Origin of the sequence: Streptacidiphilus anmyonensis, from assembly GCF_000787855.1 — a bacterium.
Taxonomy (GTDB): domain Bacteria; phylum Actinomycetota; class Actinomycetes; order Streptomycetales; family Streptomycetaceae; genus Streptacidiphilus; species Streptacidiphilus anmyonensis.
In genome coordinates this window covers 127,171-149,220 of the sequence record NZ_BBPQ01000011.1, presented here as the reverse complement: position 1 = coordinate 149,220, position 22,050 = coordinate 127,171, and the positions used below count along the sequence as shown (strand labels likewise).

Genomic DNA, 22,050 nt, shown 5'->3' with positions numbered 1-22,050 from the left:
CGCAGTGTCGATGATGCAGCCGATGCCACCGGGGAATCCGTGGCAGCGCCCTGTCGTCCCGCAGTCCGCGATGCGCGCGTCCCAGGCGGACCGCGAGCGGACCGTGGACGTGCTGAAGGCGGCCTTCGCGGAGGGCCGTCTCAGCACCGACGAGTACCACGACCGCACCGAGCGCGCGCAGTACGCGCAGACATACGGGCAGCTGGGCCTGCTGGTGCAGGACCTGCCGGTCGGGCCGATGCCCACGCCGATGATGTCGCCCCCGCCGGCCTTCGCGGCGATGCCGCCGCAGCCGGTGCCGCCGTACGGCTACCTCCCGCCGAACTGGCCCCCCGTCCGCCGGCGTACCAACGGCGCCGCCACGGCGTCGCTGCTGCTCGGCCTGGCCCAGCTGGTCAGCGTCGGGGCGACCGGCCTACCCGCGCTGATCTGCGGCATCATCGCCAAGAACCAGCTGCGCACCCGGGACGAGGAGGGCGACGGGATGGCCACGGCCGGCATCATCCTCGGTAGCCTGGGCACGGTCCTGTGGATGTTCTTCTTCCTTCTCGCGATCCGGCACGGCTAGGCTGCCTGTCCACCGGCTGTCGACTTGACAGCCGTACATTGCGCCCACATCCATTTGTTTTGACCGGGGCCCTTGCGCTAGGTACGCTCTGACCTTGTGCCTGGGGTGTCCCCGGGTCTCTCGCGCGTGCGTGCATATCGGCCGCCGCGCCATGGGATACCGCGCTTCCACACATCCGAGCTTCGCCAGCCCGGGACTGTGCAGGGCGTCCGACACACCCGACCGCGTGGGTCGGGAGTCGGTGAGACGCACCAGGTTAGTTTCACCAGCCTTGGCACAGAGAATCGGAGATACGGTGCCTACGATCCAGCAGCTGGTCCGAAAGGGCCGGCAGGACAAGGTCGAGAAGAACAAGACGCCCGCACTGAAGGGTTCGCCCCAGCGCCGCGGCGTCTGCACGCGTGTGTACACGACCACCCCGAAGAAGCCGAACTCGGCTCTCCGTAAGGTCGCGCGTGTGCGCCTCACCAGCGGGATCGAGGTCACCGCTTACATTCCGGGTGAGGGTCACAACCTGCAGGAGCACTCCATCGTGCTCGTGCGTGGCGGTCGTGTGAAGGACCTGCCGGGTGTGCGTTACAAGATCATCCGCGGCTCGCTGGACACCCAGGGTGTCAAGAACCGCAAGCAGGCCCGCAGCCGCTACGGCGCCAAGAAGGAGAAGTAAGAATGCCTCGTAAGGGCCCTGCCCCGAAGCGCCCGGTCATCATCGACCCGGTTTACGGCTCCCCTGTGGTGACCCAGCTCGTCAACAAGATCCTCCTGCACGGCAAGCGCTCCACGGCTGAGCGCATCGTGTACGGCGCCCTCGAGGGCGTCCGTGAGAAGACCGGCAACGACCCGGTGGTCGCGCTCAAGCGCGCCCTGGAGAACGTCAAGCCGACCCTCGAGGTCAAGTCCCGCCGCGTCGGTGGCGCCACCTACCAGGTGCCGGTCGAGGTCAAGCCGGGCCGCGCCAACACGCTGGCCCTGCGCTGGCTGGTCGGCTACTCCCGCGCTCGCCGTGAGAAGACCATGACCGAGCGTCTGCTCAACGAGATCCTGGACGCCAGCAACGGTCTGGGCGCCTCCGTCAAGCGTCGCGAGGACACCCACAAGATGGCCGAGTCCAACAAGGCCTTCGCGCACTACCGCTGGTAGTCCGTACCCCGTCACTCAAAGACAGAGAGAGAACGAGCCACCATGGCTGCAACCTCCCTTGACCTCGCCAGGGTCCGCAACATCGGGATCATGGCGCACATCGACGCGGGCAAGACCACCACCACCGAGCGCATCCTGTTCTACACCGGTGTGTCTTACAAGATCGGTGAGGTCCACGACGGCGCTGCCACGATGGACTGGATGGAGCAGGAGCAGGAGCGCGGCATCACGATCACGTCGGCCGCGACGACCTGCCACTGGACGGTCGACGGCGTCGACAACACCATCAACATCATCGACACCCCGGGTCACGTCGACTTCACCGTCGAGGTGGAGCGCTCGCTCCGCGTCCTCGACGGCGCCGTGACGGTGTTCGACGGTGTGGCCGGTGTCGAGCCGCAGTCCGAGACGGTGTGGCGTCAGGCCGACCGTTACGGCGTCCCGCGCATCTGCTTCGTGAACAAGCTGGACCGCACCGGCGCGGAGTTCTTCCGCTGTGTCGACTCCATCGTCGACCGCCTGAGCGCGACCCCGCTGGTCATGCAGCTGCCGATCGGTGCCGAGTCCGACTTCACCGGTGTCGTCGACCTGGTGAAGATGAAGGCTCTGGTCTGGTCCGCCGAGGCCACCAAGGGCGAGATGTACGACGTCGTCGACATCCCGGCCACGCACACCGAGCTCGCCGAGGAGTACCGGGCCAAGCTGCTCGAGACCTCCGCGGAGGGCGACGACCAGCTGATGGAGATGTTCCTCGAGGGCCAGGAGCCCACCGAGGAGGAGCTCATCGCCGGTATCCGTCGTGGCACCCTGGCCTCGAACTTCACCCCGGTCTTCTGCGGCACCGCGTTCAAGAACAAGGGCGTCCAGCCCCTGCTCGACGCGGTCGTGAAGTACCTGCCGTCGCCGCTGGACATCGAGTCCATCGTCGGCCACAAGCCGGGCGACGAGTCGGTCGAGATCATCCGCCACGCGTCGGACGACGAGCCGCTGTCGGCTCTGGCGTTCAAGATCATGTCTGACCCGCACCTGGGCAAGCTCACCTTCGTTCGCATCTACTCCGGGCGTCTCGAGGCCGGCACCGCCGTCCTCAACTCGGTGAAGGGCAAGAAGGAGCGCATCGGCAAGATCTACCGCATGCACGCGAACAAGCGTGAGGAGATCGACTCGGTGGGCGCCGGCGACATCGTCGCCGTCATGGGCCTGAAGCAGACCACCACCGGTGAGACGCTGAGCGACGACAAGAACCAGGTGATCCTGGAGTCCATGGACTTCCCGGCCCCGGTCATCCGCGTCGCGATCGAGCCCAAGTCCAAGGGTGACCAGGAGAAGCTGGGTGTCGCCATCCAGCGTCTCGCGGAGGAGGACCCCTCCTTCCAGGTCAACACGGACGAGGAGACCGGCCAGACCATCATCGCGGGTATGGGCGAGCTGCACCTCGAGGTGCTGGTCGACCGTATGAAGCGTGAGTTCAAGGTCGAGGCCAACGTCGGCAAGCCGCAGGTCGCGTACCGCGAGACGATCCGCAAGGCCGTCGAGCGCATCGACTACACCCACAAGAAGCAGACGGGTGGCTCCGGTCAGTTCGCCAAGGTCCAGATCGCGATCGAGCCGCTGGAGTCCGGCGAGGGCTACGAGTTCGTGAACGCCGTCACCGGTGGTCGCGTGCCTCGTGAGTACATCCCCTCGGTCGACGCCGGTGCGCAGGAGGCCATGGAGTTCGGCATCCTCGCCGGCTACCCGCTCCAGGGTGTCCGCGTGACGCTGCTCGACGGTGCCTCGCACGACGTCGACTCCTCCGAGCTCGCGTTCAAGATTGCCGGTTCGATGGCGTTCAAGGAGGGTGCTCGCAAGGCGTCCCCCGTGCTGCTCGAGCCGATGATGGCCGTCGAGGTCACCACGCCCGAGGACTACATGGGCGACGTCATCGGCGACATCAACTCGCGCCGTGGCCAGATCCAGGCCATGGACGAGCGTTCCGGCGCCCGCGTCGTCAAGGCGCTCGTCCCGCTGTCCGAGATGTTCGGCTACGTCGGTGACCTGCGCAGCAAGACCTCGGGTCGCGCCAGCTACTCCATGCAGTTCGACTCGTACGCCGAGGTTCCCAAGAACGTGGCGGAAGAGATCGTGGCAAAGGCCAAGGGCGAGTAAGTACCTCGCATCCCGGGGCAACCCGGTGCGAAACCTCGCATAGGCTGTACGGAGGTGGTCCTGGGGTCCACGTGGCACACGTGGCCCCCGGGCTCCTCCGGCCCCACACCCCACAGACCACCTGACGTCGAACGGCGTACAGAAACTGTCCCCAGGAGGACCCCAAAGTGGCTAAGGCCAAGTTCGAGCGAGTCAAGCCGCACGTCAACATCGGCACCATCGGTCACATCGACCACGGCAAGACGACCCTGACTGCCGCGATCACCAAGGTGCTGCACGACGCGTACCCGGACATCAACCCCTTCACGCCGTTCGACCAGATCGACAAGGCGCCGGAGGAGCGTCAGCGCGGTATCACCATCTCCATCGCGCACGTCGAGTACCAGACCGAGGCGCGTCACTACGCCCACGTCGACTGCCCGGGTCACGCGGACTACATCAAGAACATGATCACCGGTGCCGCCCAGATGGACGGCGCGATCCTGGTCGTGGCCGCCACCGACGGCCCGATGCCGCAGACCAAGGAGCACGTCCTCCTGGCCCGCCAGGTCGGCGTCCCCTACATCGTCGTCGCCCTGAACAAGGCCGACATGGTGGACGACGAGGAGATCCTGGAGCTCGTCGAGCTCGAGGTCCGCGAGCTGCTCTCCGAGTACGAGTTCCCGGGCGACGACCTCCCGGTCGTCCGCGTCTCCGCGCTGAAGGCGCTGGAGGGCGACAAGGAGTGGGGCGAGAAGCTCCTCGGCCTGATGCACGCGGTCGACGAGGCCATCCCGACCCCCGAGCGTGACGTCGACAAGCCGTTCCTGATGCCGATCGAGGACGTCTTCACGATCACCGGTCGTGGCACCGTCGTCACCGGTCGTATCGAGCGTGGTGTCCTGAAGGTCAACGAGACCGTCGACATCATCGGCATCAAGACCACCAAGACCACCACCACGGTCACGGGCATCGAGATGTTCCGCAAGCTGCTCGACGAGGGCCAGGCCGGTGAGAACGTCGGTCTGCTGCTCCGTGGCATCAAGCGCGAGGACGTCGAGCGCGGCCAGGTCATCATCAAGCCGGGTTCGGTCACGCCGCACACCGACTTCGAGGCCCAGGCCTACATCCTGTCGAAGGACGAGGGTGGCCGCCACACCCCGTTCTTCAACAACTACCGCCCGCAGTTCTACTTCCGTACCACGGACGTGACCGGCGTCGTGACCCTCCCCGAGGGCACCGAGATGGTCATGCCGGGCGACAACACCGCCATGACGGTCGCGCTGATCCAGCCGGTCGCCATGGAGGAGGGCCTGAAGTTCGCCATCCGTGAGGGTGGTCGCACCGTCGGCGCCGGCCAGGTCACCAAGATCGTCAAGTAATTGACATCTCGCTGATCCAGCGTCAGAACCCCCTGCCAGCTTGCTGGCAGGGGGTTTCTGTTTGCCCGCGTCGGGCTTGATTGGCGTCCACCCTGTCCGGTATGGCACACTAGTCAAGTTGCTCGGTTGAGCGCCGATGTTGCGCGCCTCCGCTGCGCTCCGGCCCCTAGGGGTCGGTGGTTGCTAGGAGGACCGAAAGCGAGTCCCACAGTACTCGTCGTGCCCGTGATGGCCGTTTGCCTGTGATCCAGCATGTCTGGACGAGGCGCGGCAGCTGCGGCGCGAAAGTACGGGAATCTTTCGGGAAGCGCAGGCAAAGGCGTCGATCCGGTGTTTCCGCCAAGGCTTCATTGCGAAGGCGAGTACGACACGCCCGACCGCGTGGGTCGGCGAAACGCCCCTGAGGGTTCCACCCGGAGCCCGCAGGCGTAGAGGCAGCAGAGACAGAAGGACTACGAAGTAGCCATGGCGGGACAGAAGATCCGCATCCGGCTCAAGGCCTACGACCACGAGGTCATCGACTCCTCGGCGAAGAAGATCGTCGAGACGGTGACGCGTACTGGTGCGCAGGTCGCGGGCCCGGTGCCGCTGCCCACTGAGAAGAACGTGTACTGCGTCATCCGCTCGCCGCACAAGTACAAGGACTCGCGCGAGCACTTCGAGATGCGCACGCACAAGCGCCTGATCGACATCCTCGACCCGACGCCCAAGACCGTTGACTCTCTGATGCGACTCGACCTGCCGGCCGGTGTCGACATCGAGATCAAGCTCTGAGGGGCGTGAGCTGAGAATGGCTAAGATCAAGGGCATCCTGGGCGAGAAGCTCGGCATGACGCAGGTCTGGGACGAGAACAACCGCATCGTCCCGGTGACCGTCGTCAAGGCCGGCCCGAACGTTGTGACCCAGGTCCACACCGCCGACGGCACCGGCTACGACGCCGTGCAGATCGGTTTCGGCGACATCGACCCGCGCAAGGTGAACAAGCCCCTCGCGGGTCACTTCGCCAAGGCCGGCGTGACCCCGCGCCGCCACCTGGTCGAGCTGCGCACGTCCGACGCCTCGGAGTACACCCTCGGCCAGGAGATCACCGCTGAGGTGTTCGAGGCCGGTGTCAAGGTCGACGTGACCGGCACCAGCAAGGGCAAGGGCTTCGCCGGTGTCATGAAGCGTCACAACTTCAAGGGCCTCGGCGCCGGCCACGGCGTCCAGCGCAAGCACCGCTCGCCCGGTTCCATCGGTGGCTGCGCCACCCCCGGTCGTGTCTTCAAGGGTCTGAAGATGGCCGGCCGCATGGGCCACGAGCGTGTCACCACGCAGAACCTGACCGTCCACGCCGTTGACGCGGAGAAGGGTCTGCTGCTCATCAAGGGCGCCGTCCCCGGTCCGAACGGCGGCCTCATCCTGGTCCGCACTGCGGCGAAGGGGGCCTGAAGCAATGAGCTCCATCAACGTTCTCTCCCCCGCGGGTGAGACCGTCGGCACCGTCGAGCTGCCGGCTGAGATTTTCGACGCGCGTGTCAGCGTTCCGCTGATGCACCAGGTCGTCGTCGCTCAGCTCGCCGCCGCTCGTCAGGGCACGCACAAGGCGAAGAGCCGCGGCGAGGTCCGTGGTGGCGGCAAGAAGCCGTACCGCCAGAAGGGCACCGGCCGCGCCCGTCAGGGTTCGACCCGTGCGCCGCAGTTCGCCGGTGGTGGCGTCGTGCACGGTCCCGTGCCGCGTGACTACTCGCAGCGGACCCCGAAGAAGATGAAGGCCGCCGCTCTGCGTGGCGCCCTGACCGACCGGGCCCGCAACGCTCGCATCCACGTCGTCACCGGCGTGACCGCGACCGAGGCGCCGTCCACCAAGGCTGCCCGCACGCTGCTCGGCAAGATCAGCGAGCGCAAGAACGTCCTGCTGGTCGTCGAGCGTGACGACGAGCTGTCGCTCCTCAGCGCCCGCAACCTGCCGACCGTGCACATCCTGGACGCCGGTCAGCTGAACACCTACGACGTGCTCGTCTCCGACGACGTGGTCTTCACCCAGGCCGCCTTCGAGCGTTTCGTGGCCGGTCCGGTCGCGTCCGCCAAGGCTGTCGCCGCTGAGGGCGAGCTCGATGGGAGCGCCGCCTGATGAGCGAGATCACGAGCAAGACGTACACGGACCCCCGTGACGTCCTGATCAAGCCGGTCATCTCGGAGAAGAGCTACGCGCTCCTCGACGAGTCGAAGTACACGTTCATCGTGTCGCCGGACGCCAACAAGACGCAGATCAAGCAGGCCGTCGAGGCGGTCTTCTCGGTCAAGGTCGCCAACGTGAACACGATCAACCGCAAGGGCAAGCGCAAGCGCTCCCGCACCGGTTTCGGCAAGCGCAAGGACACCAAGCGCGCCATCGTGACGCTGGCAGAGGGCAGCATCGACATCTTCGGGAACGCCCCGGCCGCCTGAGGCGCCAGGGAATCCCGTAACGGTTAAGGACAGAAGAAGCCATGGGCATCCGCAAGTACAAGCCGACAACGCCGGGCCGTCGCGGCTCCAGCGTTGCCGACTTTGTCGAGATCACGCGGTCCGAGCCGGAGAAGTCGCTGGTCCGCCCGCTGCACAGCAAGGGCGGTCGCAACAACACCGGTCGCGTGACCGTTCGCCACCAGGGTGGCGGCCACAAGCGCGCGTACCGTGTGATCGACTTCCGTCGTCACGACAAGGACGGCGTCCCGGCCAAGGTCGCGCACATCGAGTACGACCCGAACCGCACCGCGCGCATCGCGCTGCTGCACTACGCAGACGGCGAGAAGCGCTACATCATCGCTCCGGCCAAGCTCGGCCAGGGCGACCGGGTTGAGGCCGGCCCCAACGCCGACATCAAGCCGGGCAACAACCTCCCGCTGCGCAACATCCCCGTGGGTACCGTCATCCACGCGGTGGAGCTGCGTCCGGGCGGCGGCGCCAAGCTGGCCCGCTCCGCCGGTTCCAGCATCCAGCTGCTCGCGCGTGAGGGCGTCTACGCCCACCTGCGCATGCCGTCGGGCGAGGTCCGCCTCGTCGACGCGCGCTGCCGGGCGACCGTTGGCGAGGTCGGCAACGCCGAGCAGTCCAACATCAACTGGGGTAAGGCCGGCCGTATGCGCTGGAAGGGCGTCCGCCCGACCGTGCGTGGTGTCGCCATGAACCCGATCGACCACCCGCACGGTGGTGGTGAGGGTAAGACCTCCGGTGGTCGCCACCCGGTTTCGCCGTGGGGCCAGAAGGAGGGTCGCACTCGCAAGCCGAAGAAGGCGAGCGACAAGCTGATCGTCCGCCGCCGCAAGACGAACAAGAAGCGCTAGGAGCAGTCTCGATGCCGCGCAGTCTCAAGAAGGGTCCCTTCGTCGACGACCACCTGATGAAGAAGGTGGACAGTCAGAACGAGGCCGGTACCCAGAACGTCATCAAGACCTGGTCCCGTCGCTCCATGATCGTTCCGGCGATGCTGGGGCACACCCTCGCGGTGCACGACGGCCGCAAGCACATCCCGGTGTTCGTCACCGAGTCGATGGTCGGCCACAAGCTCGGCGAGTTCGCGCCGACCCGCACGTTCAAGGGTCACGTCAAGGACGACCGCAAGTCCAAGCGTCGCTGACCTGCGAAGCGAAGACACGATGACAATCACCATCAAGGGGACAACCATGGAAGCCAGGGCACAGGCGCGGTACATCCGCGTGACGCCCATGAAGGCCCGCCGCGTGGTGGACCTTGTCCGTGGCATGAATGCCACGGAGGCCCAGGCGGTCCTGCGATTCGCTCCGCAGGCTGCTTCGGTGCCCGTTCTCAAGGTGCTCAACAGCGCCGTTGCGAACGCCGCGCACAACTACAACCACAACGACGTCGACAGCCTCTACATCGCTGAGGCCTACGTCGACGAGGGCCCGACCCTGAAGCGTTTCCGTCCGCGGGCCCAGGGCCGCGCGTACCGGATCCGCAAGCGGACGAGCCACATCACCGTGGTCGTCGCGTCGAAGGAAGGGACCCGGTAATGGGCCAGAAGGTTAACCCGCACGGGTTCCGCCTCGGCATCACCACGGACTTCAAGTCCCGCTGGTACGCCGACAAGCTGTACAAGGACTACGTCAAGGAAGACGTCGCGATCCGTCGCATGATGACGTCCGGCATGGAGCGCGCCGGTATCTCGAAGGTTGAGATCGAGCGCACCCGTGACCGCGTGCGGGTGGACATCCACACCGCCCGCCCGGGCATCGTCATCGGCCGCCGTGGCACCGAGGCCGACCGCATCCGCGGCGACCTCGAGAAGCTGACCGGCAAGCAGGTCCAGCTGAACATCCTCGAGGTCAAGAACCCCGAGCTGGACGCCCAGCTCGTGGCTCAGGGCGTCGCGGAGCAGCTGTCCTCCCGCGTCTCCTTCCGTCGCGCCATGCGTAAGAGCATGCAGGGCACGATGAAGTCCGGCGCCAAGGGCATCAAGATCCAGTGCTCCGGCCGTCTGGGCGGCGCTGAGATGTCCCGCAGCGAGTTCTACCGCGAGGGTCGTGTGCCGCTGCACACGCTCCGCGCGAACGTGGACTACGGCTTCTTCGAGGCCAAGACCACCTTCGGTCGCATCGGCGTGAAGGTGTGGATCTACAAGGGCGACGTCAAGAACATCGCCGAGGTCCGCGCCGACAACGCCGCTGCCAAGGCCGGGAACCGTCCGCCGCGTGCGGGTGGCCCGGGTGAGCGCCCCCGTCGGGGCGGCGACCGTCCCGCCGGCGGCCGTGGCCGCCGTCCGCAGCAGCAGAACACCGAGGCCGCCGCTCCTGCGGTGACCGAGGCTCCCGCTGCGGCTGAGACCACTACGGAGGCCTGACCATGCTGATCCCTCGCAGGGTCAAGCACCGCAAGCAGCACCACCCCAAGCGTCGTGGTGCGGCCAAGGGCGGTACCGAAGTCACGTTCGGCGAGTGGGGCCTGCAGGCCGTCACCCCGGCGTATGTGACGAACCGGCAGATCGAGTCCGCTCGTATCTCCATCACTCGTCACATCAAGCGTGGCGGCAAGGTCTGGATCAACATCTACCCGGACCGTCCGCTGACGAAGAAGCCTGCCGAGACCCGCATGGGTTCCGGTAAGGGTTCGCCGGAGTGGTGGATCGCCAACGTGCACCCGGGTCGGGTCATGTTCGAGCTGTCCTACCCGAACGAGAAGATGGCTCGTGAGGCGCTCACCCGCGCTGCTCACAAGCTCCCGATGAAGTGCCGGATCGTCCGGCGCGAGGCAGGTGAGAGCTGATGGCCGGCACCAAGGCTGCTGAGCTCCGTGAGCTGGACAACGAGGGTCTCGTTGCGCAGCTGCGTGAGCGCAAGGAGGAGCTGTTCAACCTCCGCTTCCAGGCGGCGACCGGGCAGCTCGACAACCACGGGCGGCTCAAGCTCGTCAAGAAGGACATCGCGCGGATCTACACCCTGATGCGCGAGCGCGAGCTGGGCATCGACACGGTGAAGGACGCCTGATGACTGAGAACACCAACGAGACGCGCGGTTTCCGCAAGACCCGTGAGGGTCTCGTCGTCAGCGACAAGATGGACAAGACCGTCGTCGTCGCCGTCGAGGACCGCGTCAAGCACGCGCTGTACGGCAAGGTCATCCGCCGTACCAACAAGCTGAAGGCGCACGACGAGGCCAACGCCTGCGGTGTCGGCGACCGCGTTCTCCTCATGGAGACCCGTCCGCTGTCCGCGACGAAGCGCTGGCGCGTCGTCGAGATCCTCGAGAAGGCCAAGTAACGAACGCGATTGGGTGCCGTCGTATGTGCCCGGGGTCCACGTTCACATGTGGATGTGGATGCCCGGGTGAGCAGCGGCGGGCCCGGTCCCGATCGTTGACGATCAGGAGAAAGACGTGATCCAGCAGGAGTCGCGACTGCGTGTCGCCGACAACACGGGCGCGAAGGAGATCCTTTGCATCCGCGTTCTCGGTGGCTCCGGCCGGCGCTACGCGGGTATCGGCGACGTCATCGTGGCGACCGTCAAGGACGCGATCCCCGGTGGCAACGTGAAGAAGGGTGACGTGGTCAAGGCCGTCATCGTCCGGACCGTGAAGGAGCGCCGTCGTCCCGACGGTTCCTACATCCGGTTCGACGAGAACGCCGCCGTCATCCTCAAGAACACCGAGGGTGACCCCCGTGGCACCCGCATCTTCGGCCCCGTCGGCCGTGAGCTGCGCGAGAAGAAGTTCATGAAGATCATCTCGCTTGCGCCGGAGGTGCTGTAACCGATGGCAGGCATGAAGATCAAGAAGGGTGACCTGGTCCAGGTCATCACCGGCAAGGACAAGGGCAAGCAGGGCAAGGTCATTCAGGCCTTCCCGACGGAGTCCAAGGTCCTGGTCGAGGGTGTCAACCGGGTCAAGAAGCACACCAAGGCCACGCCCACCGCGAACGGCTCGAAGGCCGGCGGCATCGTGACCGTCGAGGCCCCGATCCACGTGAGCAACGTTCAGCTCGTTGTGGAGAAGGACGGCAAGAAGGTCGTCACCCGCGTCGGCTACCGATTCGACGAGCAGGGCAACAAGATCCGCGTTGCCAAGCGCACCGGTGAGGACATCTGATGACCGACACCTCGATTGAGAAGGTCAGCCCCCGTCTCAAGGAGCGCTACCGCTCCGAGATCAAGGGTCAGCTGAACGAGCAGTTCGCTTACGAGAACGTCATGCTGATCCCCGGCCTGGTCAAGGTCGTGGTCAACATGGGTGTGGGCGACGCCGCCCGCGACTCGAAGCTGATCGACGGTGCGGTCCGTGACCTCACCGCGATCACCGGCCAGAAGCCGACCGTGACCAAGGCTCGCAAGAGCATCGCGCAGTTCAAGCTGCGTGAGGGTCAGCCGATCGGCGCCCACGTCACCCTTCGTGGTGACCGCATGTGGGAGTTCCTGGACCGCCTGATCTCGCTGGCGCTCCCGCGTATCCGCGACTTCCGCGGTCTGTCGCCGAAGCAGTTCGACGGCAAGGGCAACTACACCTTCGGTCTGACCGAGCAGGTCATGTTCCACGAGATCGACCCGGACAAGGTCGACCGCACCCGTGGTATGGACATCACCGTGGTGACCACCGCCCAGACCGACGACGAGGGCCGGGCACTGCTGCGGGCTCTCGGCTTCCCGTTCAAGGAGAGCTGACCCATGGCGAAGAAGGCGCTGATCGCCAAGGCGGAGCGCAAGCCGAAGTTCGGCGTCCGGGGTTACACCCGGTGCCAGCGCTGCGGCCGTCCGCACTCCGTGTACCGCAAGTTCGGCCTCTGCCGTGTCTGCCTTCGTGAGATGGCGCACCGCGGCGAGCTGCCGGGCGTGACCAAGAGCTCCTGGTAATCCGCCAGAAGCTTTGAGGTAAGCAACCTCGGAACAGACGGGTTCCCGGCCTCCTGTAACCTATGGAGGTCGGGGCCCGTGCTGCCCCGAATTCGTCTTACTACACCGCAGGTCCCGTGCCCCTTCTGCAAACGAGGCGCGCGGAAACCACGGTGAGAGAGGCCACAGGCCATCATGACCATGACCGACCCGATCGCAGACATGCTGACGCGTCTGCGAAACGCGAACTCGGCCTACCACGACTCCGTCGTGATGCCCCACTCGAAGATCAAGACTCACATCGCGGAGATCCTCAAGCAGGAGGGTTACATCACCTCCTGGAAGGTCGAGGACCCGAGCGAGGGCGAGGTCGGCAAGAAGCTGACCATCGACCTCAAGTTCGGCCCGAACCGTGAGCGCTCGATCGCGGGCATCAAGCGCATTTCCAAGCCGGGTCTGCGGGTCTACGCAAAGTCCACCAACCTGCCGAAGGTGCTCGGCGGCCTGGGCGTGGCGATCATCTCCACGTCCTCGGGTCTGCTCACCGGCCAGCAGGCCGCCAAGAAGGGCGTGGGTGGGGAAGTCCTCGCCTACGTCTGGTAACTCAGGGAAACGGAGGTACAGCAATGTCTCGCATTGGACGGCTGCCCATCCCGGTTCCCGCCGGCGTGGACGTCACCATCGATGGCCGCACGGTCTCGGTGAAGGGCCCCAAGGGCTCCCTCACCCACGCCGTCGCCGCGCCGATCGAGATCGCGAAGGCTGAGGACGGCACCGTTGTCGTCTCCCGCCCGAACGACGAGCGCATGTCGAAGGCCCTTCATGGCCTGACCCGCACGCTGGTGGCGAACATGATCACCGGCGTGACCGCGGGCTACCGCAAGTCGCTCGAGATCAGCGGTGTTGGTTACCGTGTCGCGGCGAAGGGCTCCGACATGGAGTTCTCCCTCGGCTACAGCCACCCGATCCTGGTCCAGGCCCCGGAGGGCATCTCCTTCGTGGTCGAGACGCCGACCAAGTTCCACGTGGACGGCATCGACAAGCAGAAGGTCGGCGAGGTCGCCGCGAAGATCCGCAAGCTGCGCAAGCCCGACCCGTACAAGGCCAAGGGCGTGAAGTACGCGGGCGAGGTCATCCGCCGCAAGGTCGGAAAGAGTGGTAAGTAACCCATGACTGTCGGTGTGAAGATCGGCAAGGGCAACGGCTACAAGGCCGCCGCCCGCAAGCGCCGCGCCATCCGCGTCCGCAAGCGCGTCTCCGGTACTCCGGTTCGTCCGCGCCTGGTGGTCTCCCGGTCCAACCGCCACATCGTGGCGCAGGTGATCGACGACCTCGCGGGCCACACCCTGGCTTCGGCGTCCACCCTCGACGTGTCCATCAAGGGCAACGAGGCTGACAAGACCGAGCAGGCCAAGAAGGTCGGAGCCCTGGTCGCCGAGCGCGCCAAGGCTGCCGGCATCGAGCAGGTCGTGTTCGACCGCGCGGGCAACCAGTACGCGGGCCGCATTGCGGCTCTCGCGGACGCCGCCCGCGAAGCCGGTCTGGACTTCTGACCCGCCCGCCACAGGCTGACGGACGTAAACGAGAGAGGTAATCCAATGGCTGGACCCCAGCGCCGCGGTAGCGGCGCCGGCGGCGGCACCGGCGGTGGCGAGCGGCGTGACCGTAAGCGTGACGGTCGTGACGGCGGCGCCGTCGTCGAGAAGACCGCCTACGTCGAGCGCGTCGTAGCGATCAACCGTGTCGCCAAGGTTGTCAAGGGTGGTCGTCGCTTCTCCTTCACCGCGCTGGTCGTGGTGGGCGACGGTGACGGCACCGTGGGTGTCGGTTACGGCAAGGCCAAGGAGGTGCCGGCCGCCATCGCCAAGGGTGTGGAGGAGGCCAAGAAGCACTTCTTCAAGGTCCCCCGTATCCAGGGCACCATCCCTCACCCCATTCAGGGCGAGAAGGCCGCGGGCGTCGTCCTGCTCAAGCCGGCTTCCCCGGGTACCGGTGTTATCGCCGGTGGTCCGGTGCGCGCCGTGCTCGAGTGCGCCGGCGTGCACGACATCCTGTCGAAGTCCCTGGGCTCCGACAACGCGATCAACATCGTCCACGCGACGGTGGCCGCGCTGAAGGGCCTTTCGCGCCCCGAGGAGATCGCCGCCCGTCGTGGTCTGCCGCTGGAGGACGTCGCTCCGGCCGCGCTGCTGCGCGCCCGGGCTGCTGGGCAGGGGGCTGCGTAATGGCTCGCCTGAAGATCACCCAGGTCAAGTCCTACATCGGTAGCAAGCAGAACCACCGTGACACCCTGCGTTCGCTTGGTCTCAAGCGCATGCACGACGTGGTCGTGAAGGAGGACCGTCCCGAGATCCGCGGGATGGCCCAGACCGTCCGCCACCTCGTCACGGTCGAGGAGGTGGACTGAGATGGCGGAGCAGAACCCGCTGAAGATCCACAACCTGCGGCCCGCCCCGGGCGCCAAGACCGCCAAGACCCGTGTCGGTCGTGGTGAGGCGTCCAAGGGTAAGACCGCTGGTCGTGGTACCAAGGGCACCAAGGCCCGTTACCAGGTTCCGCAGCGCTTCGAGGGTGGGCAGATGCCCCTCCACATGCGTCTGCCGAAGCTGAAGGGCTTCAAGAACCCGTTCCGCGTCGAGTTCCAGGTCGTCAACCTCGACAAGCTGGCCGCGCTCTACCCGCAGGGTGGCGAGGTCACGGTCGAGGACCTGGTCGCGAAGGGTGCGGTTCGCAAGAACTCGCTCGTCAAGGTGCTCGGCACCGGCGAGATCTCCGTGGCGCTGCAGGTGGCGGTCGACGCCGTCTCCGGCTCCGCCGCTGAGAAGATCACCGCTGCCGGCGGCACGGTGACCGAGCTCATCTGAGCTCGTCGCTGACACGAAGGGCCCGATCCCCCTGGGGGTCGGGCCCTTTGCGCGTTTCCGGACGCCCGCCGGACCCGCCGGATGAGCACCGCTACACGTGCGCGAGCAGGCCGATCGTCAGACCCTTCACATGGTCGATCTTGACGACCGAGTACTGCGCGCCCAGCGCGGCCTGCTGGGACTTCGGGAGACCGGCGAGGGGATCGTGGGCGTGGCCGAAGGTGACGACCCAGATCCGAGGCGCGCCGTCGAGGCAGGCCGTGGGCACCGCGCACTCGGTGGGCATCAGGTCGTCGCGGGCGACCGCCGTCTTCGCGAGGAAGAGGTCCTTCGGGTGGACCCGCGTCGGGAGGTAGTAGTCGAGGCCCAGGTCGAGCATGTAGACCGACGCGCCGCCCCGTTCCGGGACCATCGCGTCGCCCGGCCGGTAGCCGGCGGAGATGGTCCGGGCCGCGGCGCGCCAGTCCGTGCCCGTGTGGGACCAGGGGCTGCTCTGCGCCCTCAGGCCGGTGAAGGCCAGCGCCGCCACCGCGGCGACCGCGACCGGTGCGGTCCAGCGGGCGCGGACCAGGCGTTCGGCGCCGGCGCCCGCCAGGACGGTCCACAGGGGGACGGTGAAGAGCAGGTAGCGCTCCACCCAGTAGGAGTTCGAGCCCTGGGAGGCGATCCACACCGCCGCGATCGGGAGGAACGGCACCGGCAGGTAGCGCAGTCCGTCGCGGGTCGTGCAGGCGACCAGCGCCAGCACCAGCAGTGCGATGCTGATCGGCCAGGCGAAGGTGAGGTCGTGGATCATGCCGGGGAAGGCCAGCAGGTTGGGCCGCTGGATCCAGTTGATCTGCCGCCCGGACTCCGCCCGGCCGGCGATCAGCAGGGGTGACAGCACGGCCAGCGCGAGCACCGTGGCGGCCAGCAGGCCGCGCCACGCCCGTCGGCGGCGCGTCCAGACGAGCCACAGGTGCGAGGTCAGCACCGCCAGCGCGACCAGGTGCAGCAGGCCGGTCAGGACCAGCGCACCGGCGTAGCCGAGCCACTCCAGGCGCATCCTGCGCGGTGACCACTCGGGCTTGCAGTCGAGGACGCGGACCAGCTGCCAGGTGGCGAGCACCGCCGCCGCCGTGACCATCCCGTAGGACCGCGCCTCCTGTGCGTACCGCAGGACCGCGGGGACGAGGGCGAAGAGCAGGCCCGCCCACAGGCCGGCGCGCGCGCCGAAGAGGCGCTTGCCGAGGGCGGCCGTCAGGCCGGCGGCGACGCCCACGGCCAGCACGCTGGGCGTGCGCAGCGCGACGGGGGAGTCGCCGAAGACGGCGGTCCAGCCGTGCAGGAAGACGTAGTAGGCGCCGGAGACGGCGTCGACGTTGCCGAGCAGGCCCCACAGGTGCCCCAGGCTGCGAGTGGTCGCGCTCCAGGTGGCGAGTTCGTCACGCCACAGCAGCGGGCGGCCCAGATGCCGGAAACCCAGCAGCAGCGCCAATACGGCGGGGGGAAGCCATACAGGCGTGCGTCGGAGCGCGCGGAGCAGCAAAGAAAGCCTCGGTCGTTCGTTTGGCCGTCCCCCGGATGGAGTCCTGTCTACCAGCCAGGGATGTGCCAGTGTGGGCTCGGAGGCGCTGTTCATGGGCAATTCACGGGTCAATTACTCCTTAAGAGCACCAGGCGGGTGGACAGAACGGACAAGTGCCTCGTCCGGTCCTGCGCAAAGCCCGTCAAAGGTCGTCAGCAGAGGAACTGGTCCTACCCCGCCTGGGTTCCGTGCTTCTTTCACGCGGCCACTGGCTGTTAGAGTCCGTGGAGTCCACTTGTAGGTTGGCCCCCCGTCTCGGTACAAGCCGCAACCCGGCAGTGCCACCCAGACGGCGCCCCCCTGATCCACCGTCCCTCCCGCCGCAGTCGGCCGGGAGCAGCAGGAGGCCCCGTGCTCACCGCGTTCGCCCGGGCGTTCAAGACGCCCGACCTGCGCAAGAAGCTGCTGTTCACGCTGGGCATCATGGTCGTGTTCCGGATGGGCGCGCACATCCCTGTGCCGGGCGTGAACTACGCGGGCGTGCAGCAGTGCCTGACGAACATGAACAAGGGCGGCGGCAACCAGCTGCTCGGCCTGGTGAACCTGTTCTCCGGCGGCGCGCTGCTCCAGATCACCATCTTCGCGCTCGGGATCATGCCGTACATCACGTCGAGCATCATCCTGCAGCTGCTGACCGTGGTGATCCCGCGCCTGGACGCCCTCAAGAAGGAGGGCCAGGCCGGTCAGGCGAAGATCACGCAGTACACGCGTTACCTGACCATCGCGCTCGCGATCCTTCAGGCGACCGCGATCTCCGCGACCGCCCAGAACGGCGCGCTCTTCGGCAGCGCCTGCTCGGGCAGCACCGTCGTCCCGAACCAGTCGGTCTTCACCGTCGCCACCATGGTCATCACGATGACCGCCGGCACCACCGTCATCATGTGGCTGGGTGAGCTCGTCACCGACCGCGGCATCGGCAACGGCATGTCGATCCTCATCTTCACCTCGGTGGCGGCGCAGTTCCCCTCCCAGCTGTGGAGCATCAAGGCGAGCAAGGGCTGGCTGACCTTCTTCATCGTCATCGCGATGGGTCTGTGCATGGTCGGCCTGGTGGTCTTCGTCGAGCAGGCCCAGCGCCGGATCCCGGTCCAGTACGCGAAGCGCATGATCGGTCGCCGCGCCTACGGCGGCACGTCGACCTACATCCCGCTCAAGGTGAACCAGGCGGGTGTGATCCCTGTCATCTTCGCGAGCTCGCTGCTCTACATCCCGGCGCTGGTCGTGCAGCTCAGCGGCTCTTCGTCGAAGGGCTGGGGACAGTGGATCGAGCAGAACCTGGCGAAGAACAGCGACAGCGCGCTGTACATGCTTCTTTACTTCGTCCTGATTGTCTTCTTTGCGTTCTTCTACGTGGCCATCTCCTTCAACCCCGAAGAAGTGGCCGACAACATGAAGAAGTATGGTGGGTTCATCCCGGGCATCCGGGCCGGCCGCCCGACGGCGGAATACCTGAACTATGTGCTGACCAGGATCACCTGGCCGGGCTCGCTCTACCTGGGCATCATCGCCCTGGTGCCCCTGATCGCACTCGGGCTGTTCTCGGCGTCTTCGAACTTCCCGTTCGGCGGCACGAGCATCCTCATCGTTGTGGGTGTCGGCCTTGAAACTGTGAAGCAGATCGAGAGCCAGCTCCAGCAGCGCAACTACGAAGGGTTCCTCCGCTGATGCGTATCGTCCTCGTCGGACCCCCGGGGGCCGGGAAGGGTACTCAGGCCGCGCTGCTGGCCAAGACCCTGTCCATCCCGCACGTGTCCACCGGCGACCTGTTCCGCGCCAACATCTCGCAGGGCACCGAGCTGGGCCGCCTGGCGAAGAGCATCATGGACACGGGCAAGCTGGTACCCGACGAGGTCACCATCGCGATGGTGAAGGACCGCCTCCAGCACGACGACTCCGACAACGGATTCCTGCTGGACGGCTTCCCGCGCAACACCGCGCAGGCCGTCGCGCTGGACGAGATCCTCAAGGAGTTCGGCATCGCCCTCGACGGCGTGCTGGACCTGGAGGTTCCCGAGGACGAGGTGGTCCGCCGCATCGCCGGCCGCCGCCTGTGCCGCAACGACAGCGGGCACATCTTCCACGTGCTCTACAACCAGCCGAAGACCGAGGGCGTCTGCGACCTCTGCGGCGGCGAGCTCTACCAGCGCTCGGACGACAGCGAGGAGACCGTGCGCACCCGGCTCGAGGTCTACCACACGGAGACCGAGCCGATCATCGAGTACTACGCCAAGCAGGGCCTGGTCACCACGATCTCGGCCCTGGGCAAGGTCGACGAGGTCACCGAGCGCGCCATCGCCGCGCTGCGGGAGAACGCGAACGACTGAGTTTCATCTCTGAGCAGTTTCATGCCTGGGCTGCGGCCGTGACACCCTTGAGGGATGTCACGGCCGCAGTTCTGTTGTGCGGCCCTTGGTTGAGGAGAGCGGGAAGAGTGCATGGTTGAGATCAAGACGCCCGAGCAGATCGCGAAGATGCGGGAGGCCGGGTTGATCGTGGCCGAGGCGCTGAAGGCGGCGAGCGAGGCGGCCGTGCCCGGAGCCACCACGGGTGAGCTCGACGCCATCGCCAAGAAGGTCATCGAGGGTCACGGCGCCAAGTCCAACTTCCTCGGTTACCACGGCTTCACCGGTGTGATCTGCGCCTCCGTCAACGAGGAGGTCGTCCACGGCATCCCCGGCGACCGGGTGCTGAACGACGGCGACATCATCTCCATCGACTGCGGCGCGATCGTCGACGGCTGGCACGGCGACGCCGCCGTCACCGTCTTCGTCGGCGGCGGTCACGCCCCGGAGCTGCACGCGCTGAGTGCGACCACCGAGGGTTCGATGTGGGCCGGCATCGCGCAGGTGAAGAAGAACAACCGGCTCTCCGACATCAGCCGCGGCATCGAGACCTTCATCCGCCGCCAGCCGCTGCCGCCGCGCGGCAAGTACGGCATCGTCGAGGACTACGGCGGCCACGGCATCGGCTCCGCCATGCACATGGACCCGCACCTGCTGAACTACGTCGACCGCCGGCGCGGCCGCGGCATGAAGCTGGTGCCGGGCTTCTGCATCGCCATCGAGCCGATGATCACCCTGGGCACCCCGAAGACCCACGTGCTGAAGGACGAGTGGACGGTCGTCAGCAACGACGGCACCTGGTCCTCGCACTGGGAGCACTCGGTCGCGCTGACGGAGGAGGGCCCGTTCGTGCTCACCGCGTTCGACGGCGGCAAGGCGAAGCTCGCCGAGCTGGGCGTGACGGTCGCGCCCGACCCGCTCGGTTGAGCCTCGGGCGTTGATTTCGCGTTCACTTGCCTACTGACGTAGACTGCTGTGTCGGCTCACTCGTAGCTTGCTTCCGCACGTCCTCGCCCGGTAAGGCAGAGGGTGGATCTTTGAGATCCCTGCGTGAGTGCCGACTACGGTAGTCGATTCCGGAAGGCGAATTCCGCAGGATTATGGCCAAGAAGCAAGGCGCCATCGAGATCGAGGGCACCGTGATCGAGTCTCTGCCGAATGCGATGTTCAAGGTGGAGCTGCAGAACGGTCACAAGGTTCTCGCGCACATCAGCGGCAAGATGCGCATGCACTACATCCGCATCCTCCCGGACGACCGGGTCGTCGTCGAGCTCAGCCCGTACGACCTGACCCGTGGTCGCATCGTCTACCGGTACAAGTAACCAGCAGATCCAGACCCGGAGAACCTGAGTCAGATGAAGGTCAAGCCGAGCGTCAAGAAGATCTGCGACAAGTGCAAGGTGATCCGCCGTCACGGCCGGGTCATGGTGATCTGCGAGAACCTGCGCCACAAGCAGCGCCAGGGCTGATTTCACCCCCTGTACGGGTCGTAACTCTTCGCGCGACGCGAAAAACAACATGAAACGGGACGCCCGATCCGCTCGTTGCACACTGCGACGGACGGACTGCCACCCTCGGTCGGAGGCCGGGGCTCGATCAGCGGGAGCTGAACGGGTAGGCGTTTCGTCAGACCTCCGAGGAAACAACAGGAGCCAGATCCATGGCACGCCTCAGTGGCGTTGATCTCCCCCGCGAGAAGCGGATCGAGATCGCCCTCACTTACGTCTACGGCATCGGCCGCACCCTCGCGAAGAAGGCGCTGGACGAGACCGGTGTGAACCCGGACATCCGCGTCCGCGACATCACCGAGGACGACCTCGTCAAGCTGCAGAAGTTCGTCGACGCGAACTTCGAGGTCGAGGGTGACCTCCGCCGCGCCGTCGCCGCCGACATCCGCCGCAAGGTCGAGATCGGCTGCTACGAGGGCCTGCGCCACCGCCGTGGCCTGCCGGTCCGCGGTCAGCGCACCCACACCAACGCGCGTACCCGTAAGGGCCCGCGTCGCGCGATTGCCGGCAAGAAGAAGCCGGGCAAGAAGTAGTCCGCCCCCTCAACCGGACTTAATCCGGCCCGCTGGGCTAGCGGACCGACCACCTCATCAGGAGAAATCAGCTCATGCCTCCCAAGGGCCGTCAGGCTGCCGGCGCGAAGAAGATCCGCCGCAAGGAGAAGAAGAACGTCGCTCACGGGCACGCCCACATCAAGAGCACGTTCAACAACACGATCGTCTCGATCACCGACCCGTCCGGCAACGTGATCGCCTGGGCGTCCTCGGGCCACGTCGGCTTCAAGGGCTCCCGCAAGTCGACCCCGTTCGCCGCGCAGATGGCCGCCGAGGCCGCCGCGCGTCGTGCGCAGGAGCACGGCATGCGCAAGGTCGACGTCTTCGTCAAGGGCCCGGGCTCCGGTCGTGAGACCGCGATCCGCTCCATCCAGGCCACCGGCCTGGAGGTCGGCTCCATCCAGGACGTCACGCCGGTTCCGCACAACGGCTGCCGCCCGCCGAAGCGTCGCCGCGTCTGACGCTTCAGAGCTGCACAGCTCTTCCGATACGGCCTCCGGTTCGCCCGGAGGCCGTATCCTTTGTTCGTCGGCATCAAATAGTGGGTGCCGAAGATCTATCTGGAGGAATCCCCTCATGCTGATCGCTCAGCGCCCGACGCTGACCGAAGAGGTCGTCGACGAGTTCCGCTCCCGGTTCGTGATCGAGCCGCTGGAGCCGGGCTTCGGCTACACCCTCGGCAACTCCCTGCGTCGTACCC

General features: G+C 66.5%; 34 protein-coding genes and 1 pseudogene. 34 read left to right on the top strand and 1 reads right to left on the bottom strand.

What is annotated here, in order from left to right; genetic code table 11:
* Positions 1-22: 22 nt before the first annotated feature.
* The 26 genes from TR50_RS14055 (at position 23) to rplO (ending at position 15,379) form a co-directional block, all read left to right on the top strand.
* Positions 23-568: a DUF1707 and DUF4190 domain-containing protein gene (locus tag TR50_RS14055; RefSeq protein WP_236654406.1), complete on the top strand. Its 546-nt coding sequence runs from the start codon at positions 23-25 to the stop codon at positions 566-568.
* Between the two features lie 295 nt (positions 569-863).
* Positions 864-1,235 carry a 30S ribosomal protein S12 gene (gene rpsL / locus TR50_RS14050; protein WP_014144289.1) on the top strand — a complete coding sequence of 124 codons (372 nt, stop codon included), beginning with the start codon at positions 864-866 and terminating at the stop codon, positions 1,233-1,235.
* A 2-nt stretch (positions 1,236-1,237) separates the two neighbouring features.
* A complete protein-coding gene (gene rpsG / locus TR50_RS14045) occupies positions 1,238-1,708 on the top strand; it encodes a 30S ribosomal protein S7 (protein WP_037605734.1) in 471 nt (156 codons plus the stop codon).
* Between the two features lie 42 nt (positions 1,709-1,750).
* The gene (fusA, locus tag TR50_RS14040) at positions 1,751-3,856 is read left to right on the top strand and encodes an elongation factor G (protein ID WP_042420270.1); all 2,106 of its coding nucleotides are present in this window, start codon (positions 1,751-1,753) and stop codon (positions 3,854-3,856) included.
* A gap of 167 nt (positions 3,857-4,023) precedes the next feature.
* Positions 4,024-5,217 carry an elongation factor Tu gene (gene tuf / locus TR50_RS14035; protein WP_042420268.1) on the top strand — a complete coding sequence of 398 codons (1,194 nt, stop codon included), beginning with the start codon at positions 4,024-4,026 and terminating at the stop codon, positions 5,215-5,217.
* 465 nt (positions 5,218-5,682) lie between these two features.
* Positions 5,683-5,991: a 30S ribosomal protein S10 gene (gene rpsJ / locus TR50_RS14030; protein ID WP_020549238.1), complete on the top strand. Its 309-nt coding sequence runs from the start codon at positions 5,683-5,685 to the stop codon at positions 5,989-5,991.
* Positions 5,992-6,007: 16 nt separating this feature from the next.
* Positions 6,008-6,649: a 50S ribosomal protein L3 gene (gene rplC / locus TR50_RS14025; protein ID WP_042420265.1), complete on the top strand. Its 642-nt coding sequence runs from the start codon at positions 6,008-6,010 to the stop codon at positions 6,647-6,649.
* 4 nt (positions 6,650-6,653) lie between these two features.
* Positions 6,654-7,331 (top strand): 50S ribosomal protein L4, encoded by a 678-nt coding sequence (gene rplD, locus TR50_RS14020; RefSeq protein ID WP_042420262.1) that lies wholly within the window; start codon positions 6,654-6,656, stop codon positions 7,329-7,331.
* Complete coding sequence (gene rplW / locus TR50_RS14015; protein ID WP_042367683.1) at positions 7,331-7,648, top strand: 50S ribosomal protein L23; 318 nt, start codon at positions 7,331-7,333, stop codon at positions 7,646-7,648. Before rplD ends, rplW begins: the two co-directional genes overlap by 1 nt.
* Before the next feature lie 41 nt (positions 7,649-7,689).
* Positions 7,690-8,526 (top strand): 50S ribosomal protein L2, encoded by an 837-nt coding sequence (gene rplB / locus TR50_RS14010; protein WP_042367681.1) that lies wholly within the window; start codon positions 7,690-7,692, stop codon positions 8,524-8,526.
* An 11-nt stretch (positions 8,527-8,537) separates the two neighbouring features.
* The gene (rpsS, locus tag TR50_RS14005) at positions 8,538-8,819 is read left to right on the top strand and encodes a 30S ribosomal protein S19 (RefSeq protein ID WP_042367679.1); all 282 of its coding nucleotides are present in this window, start codon (positions 8,538-8,540) and stop codon (positions 8,817-8,819) included.
* 46 nt (positions 8,820-8,865) lie between these two features.
* Positions 8,866-9,213 carry a 50S ribosomal protein L22 gene (rplV, locus tag TR50_RS14000; protein WP_042367809.1) on the top strand — a complete coding sequence of 116 codons (348 nt, stop codon included), beginning with the start codon at positions 8,866-8,868 and terminating at the stop codon, positions 9,211-9,213.
* Positions 9,213-10,040, top strand: coding sequence for a 30S ribosomal protein S3 (rpsC, locus tag TR50_RS13995; protein WP_042420261.1), 828 nt, complete (start codon positions 9,213-9,215; stop codon positions 10,038-10,040). The genes rplV and rpsC overlap by 1 nt, the downstream gene beginning before the upstream one ends.
* Positions 10,041-10,042: 2 nt before the next feature.
* Positions 10,043-10,462, top strand: a complete 420-nt coding sequence (rplP, locus tag TR50_RS13990; protein ID WP_042367673.1) for a 50S ribosomal protein L16 — start codon at positions 10,043-10,045, stop codon at positions 10,460-10,462.
* Positions 10,459-10,683, top strand: coding sequence for a 50S ribosomal protein L29 (gene rpmC / locus TR50_RS13985; protein WP_042367671.1), 225 nt, complete (start codon positions 10,459-10,461; stop codon positions 10,681-10,683). Before rplP ends, rpmC begins: the two co-directional genes overlap by 4 nt.
* Positions 10,683-10,955, top strand: coding sequence for a 30S ribosomal protein S17 (gene rpsQ, locus TR50_RS13980; RefSeq protein ID WP_042367669.1), 273 nt, complete (start codon positions 10,683-10,685; stop codon positions 10,953-10,955). The genes rpmC and rpsQ overlap by 1 nt, the downstream gene beginning before the upstream one ends.
* Before the next feature lie 115 nt (positions 10,956-11,070).
* The gene (rplN, locus tag TR50_RS13975) at positions 11,071-11,442 is read left to right on the top strand and encodes a 50S ribosomal protein L14 (protein WP_042367667.1); all 372 of its coding nucleotides are present in this window, start codon (positions 11,071-11,073) and stop codon (positions 11,440-11,442) included.
* 12 nt (positions 11,443-11,454) lie between these two features.
* Complete coding sequence (gene rplX / locus TR50_RS13970) at positions 11,455-11,778, top strand: 50S ribosomal protein L24 (RefSeq protein WP_042387080.1); 324 nt, start codon at positions 11,455-11,457, stop codon at positions 11,776-11,778.
* Positions 11,778-12,347 carry a 50S ribosomal protein L5 gene (gene rplE / locus TR50_RS13965; RefSeq protein ID WP_042420258.1) on the top strand — a complete coding sequence of 190 codons (570 nt, stop codon included), beginning with the start codon at positions 11,778-11,780 and terminating at the stop codon, positions 12,345-12,347. Before rplX ends, rplE begins: the two co-directional genes overlap by 1 nt.
* Before the next feature lie 3 nt (positions 12,348-12,350).
* A complete protein-coding gene (locus TR50_RS13960) occupies positions 12,351-12,536 on the top strand; it encodes a type Z 30S ribosomal protein S14 (protein WP_037575347.1) in 186 nt (61 codons plus the stop codon).
* A 174-nt stretch (positions 12,537-12,710) separates the two neighbouring features.
* Complete coding sequence (gene rpsH / locus TR50_RS13955) at positions 12,711-13,118, top strand: 30S ribosomal protein S8 (protein WP_042367660.1); 408 nt, start codon at positions 12,711-12,713, stop codon at positions 13,116-13,118.
* A 23-nt stretch (positions 13,119-13,141) separates the two neighbouring features.
* Complete coding sequence (gene rplF / locus TR50_RS13950) at positions 13,142-13,681, top strand: 50S ribosomal protein L6 (protein ID WP_042420252.1); 540 nt, start codon at positions 13,142-13,144, stop codon at positions 13,679-13,681.
* 3 nt (positions 13,682-13,684) lie between these two features.
* On the top strand, positions 13,685-14,068 hold the full coding sequence (gene rplR, locus TR50_RS13945) for a 50S ribosomal protein L18 (protein ID WP_037605700.1): 384 nt from the start codon (positions 13,685-13,687) through the stop codon (positions 14,066-14,068).
* 45 nt (positions 14,069-14,113) lie between these two features.
* The gene (rpsE, locus tag TR50_RS13940; RefSeq protein ID WP_037605698.1) at positions 14,114-14,740 is read left to right on the top strand and encodes a 30S ribosomal protein S5; all 627 of its coding nucleotides are present in this window, start codon (positions 14,114-14,116) and stop codon (positions 14,738-14,740) included.
* Positions 14,740-14,922 (top strand): 50S ribosomal protein L30, encoded by a 183-nt coding sequence (gene rpmD, locus TR50_RS13935; RefSeq protein WP_042367653.1) that lies wholly within the window; start codon positions 14,740-14,742, stop codon positions 14,920-14,922. The genes rpsE and rpmD overlap by 1 nt, the downstream gene beginning before the upstream one ends.
* Position 14,923: 1 nt before the next feature.
* Positions 14,924-15,379, top strand: coding sequence for a 50S ribosomal protein L15 (gene rplO / locus TR50_RS13930; protein WP_042420250.1), 456 nt, complete (start codon positions 14,924-14,926; stop codon positions 15,377-15,379).
* Between the two features lie 91 nt (positions 15,380-15,470).
* Here the strand turns inward: rplO and TR50_RS13925 are convergent, their stop codons facing one another.
* On the bottom strand, positions 15,471-16,856 hold the full coding sequence (locus TR50_RS13925) for a glycosyltransferase family 39 protein (protein WP_052440985.1): 1,386 nt from the start codon (positions 16,854-16,856) through the stop codon (positions 15,471-15,473).
* Between the two features lie 441 nt (positions 16,857-17,297).
* On the opposite strand from TR50_RS13925, the gene secY reads away from it, so the two are divergent.
* From secY to TR50_RS45485, 8 genes and pseudogenes are all read left to right on the top strand, one after another.
* Entirely contained in the window at positions 17,298-18,611 is a 1,314-nt protein-coding gene (gene secY, locus TR50_RS13920; RefSeq protein ID WP_042420249.1) for a preprotein translocase subunit SecY, read from the top strand.
* Positions 18,611-19,270 (top strand): adenylate kinase, encoded by a 660-nt coding sequence (locus TR50_RS13915; protein WP_042420246.1) that lies wholly within the window; start codon positions 18,611-18,613, stop codon positions 19,268-19,270. Before secY ends, TR50_RS13915 begins: the two co-directional genes overlap by 1 nt.
* 111 nt (positions 19,271-19,381) lie before the next feature.
* Complete coding sequence (gene map / locus TR50_RS13910) at positions 19,382-20,215, top strand: type I methionyl aminopeptidase (RefSeq protein ID WP_042420243.1); 834 nt, start codon at positions 19,382-19,384, stop codon at positions 20,213-20,215.
* A gap of 173 nt (positions 20,216-20,388) precedes the next feature.
* Positions 20,389-20,610 (top strand): translation initiation factor IF-1, encoded by a 222-nt coding sequence (infA, locus tag TR50_RS13905; RefSeq protein WP_003956442.1) that lies wholly within the window; start codon positions 20,389-20,391, stop codon positions 20,608-20,610.
* A gap of 33 nt (positions 20,611-20,643) precedes the next feature.
* Entirely contained in the window at positions 20,644-20,757 is a 114-nt protein-coding gene (gene rpmJ / locus TR50_RS13900) for a 50S ribosomal protein L36 (RefSeq protein ID WP_009740505.1), read from the top strand.
* A 191-nt stretch (positions 20,758-20,948) separates the two neighbouring features.
* A complete protein-coding gene (gene rpsM / locus TR50_RS13895) occupies positions 20,949-21,329 on the top strand; it encodes a 30S ribosomal protein S13 (RefSeq protein ID WP_042367636.1) in 381 nt (126 codons plus the stop codon).
* Between the two features lie 74 nt (positions 21,330-21,403).
* Positions 21,404-21,811 carry a 30S ribosomal protein S11 gene (gene rpsK / locus TR50_RS13890; RefSeq protein WP_042367634.1) on the top strand — a complete coding sequence of 136 codons (408 nt, stop codon included), beginning with the start codon at positions 21,404-21,406 and terminating at the stop codon, positions 21,809-21,811.
* 115 nt (positions 21,812-21,926) lie between these two features.
* Positions 21,927-22,050: pseudogene (locus TR50_RS45485) on the top strand (DNA-directed RNA polymerase subunit alpha); the annotation flags it as partial.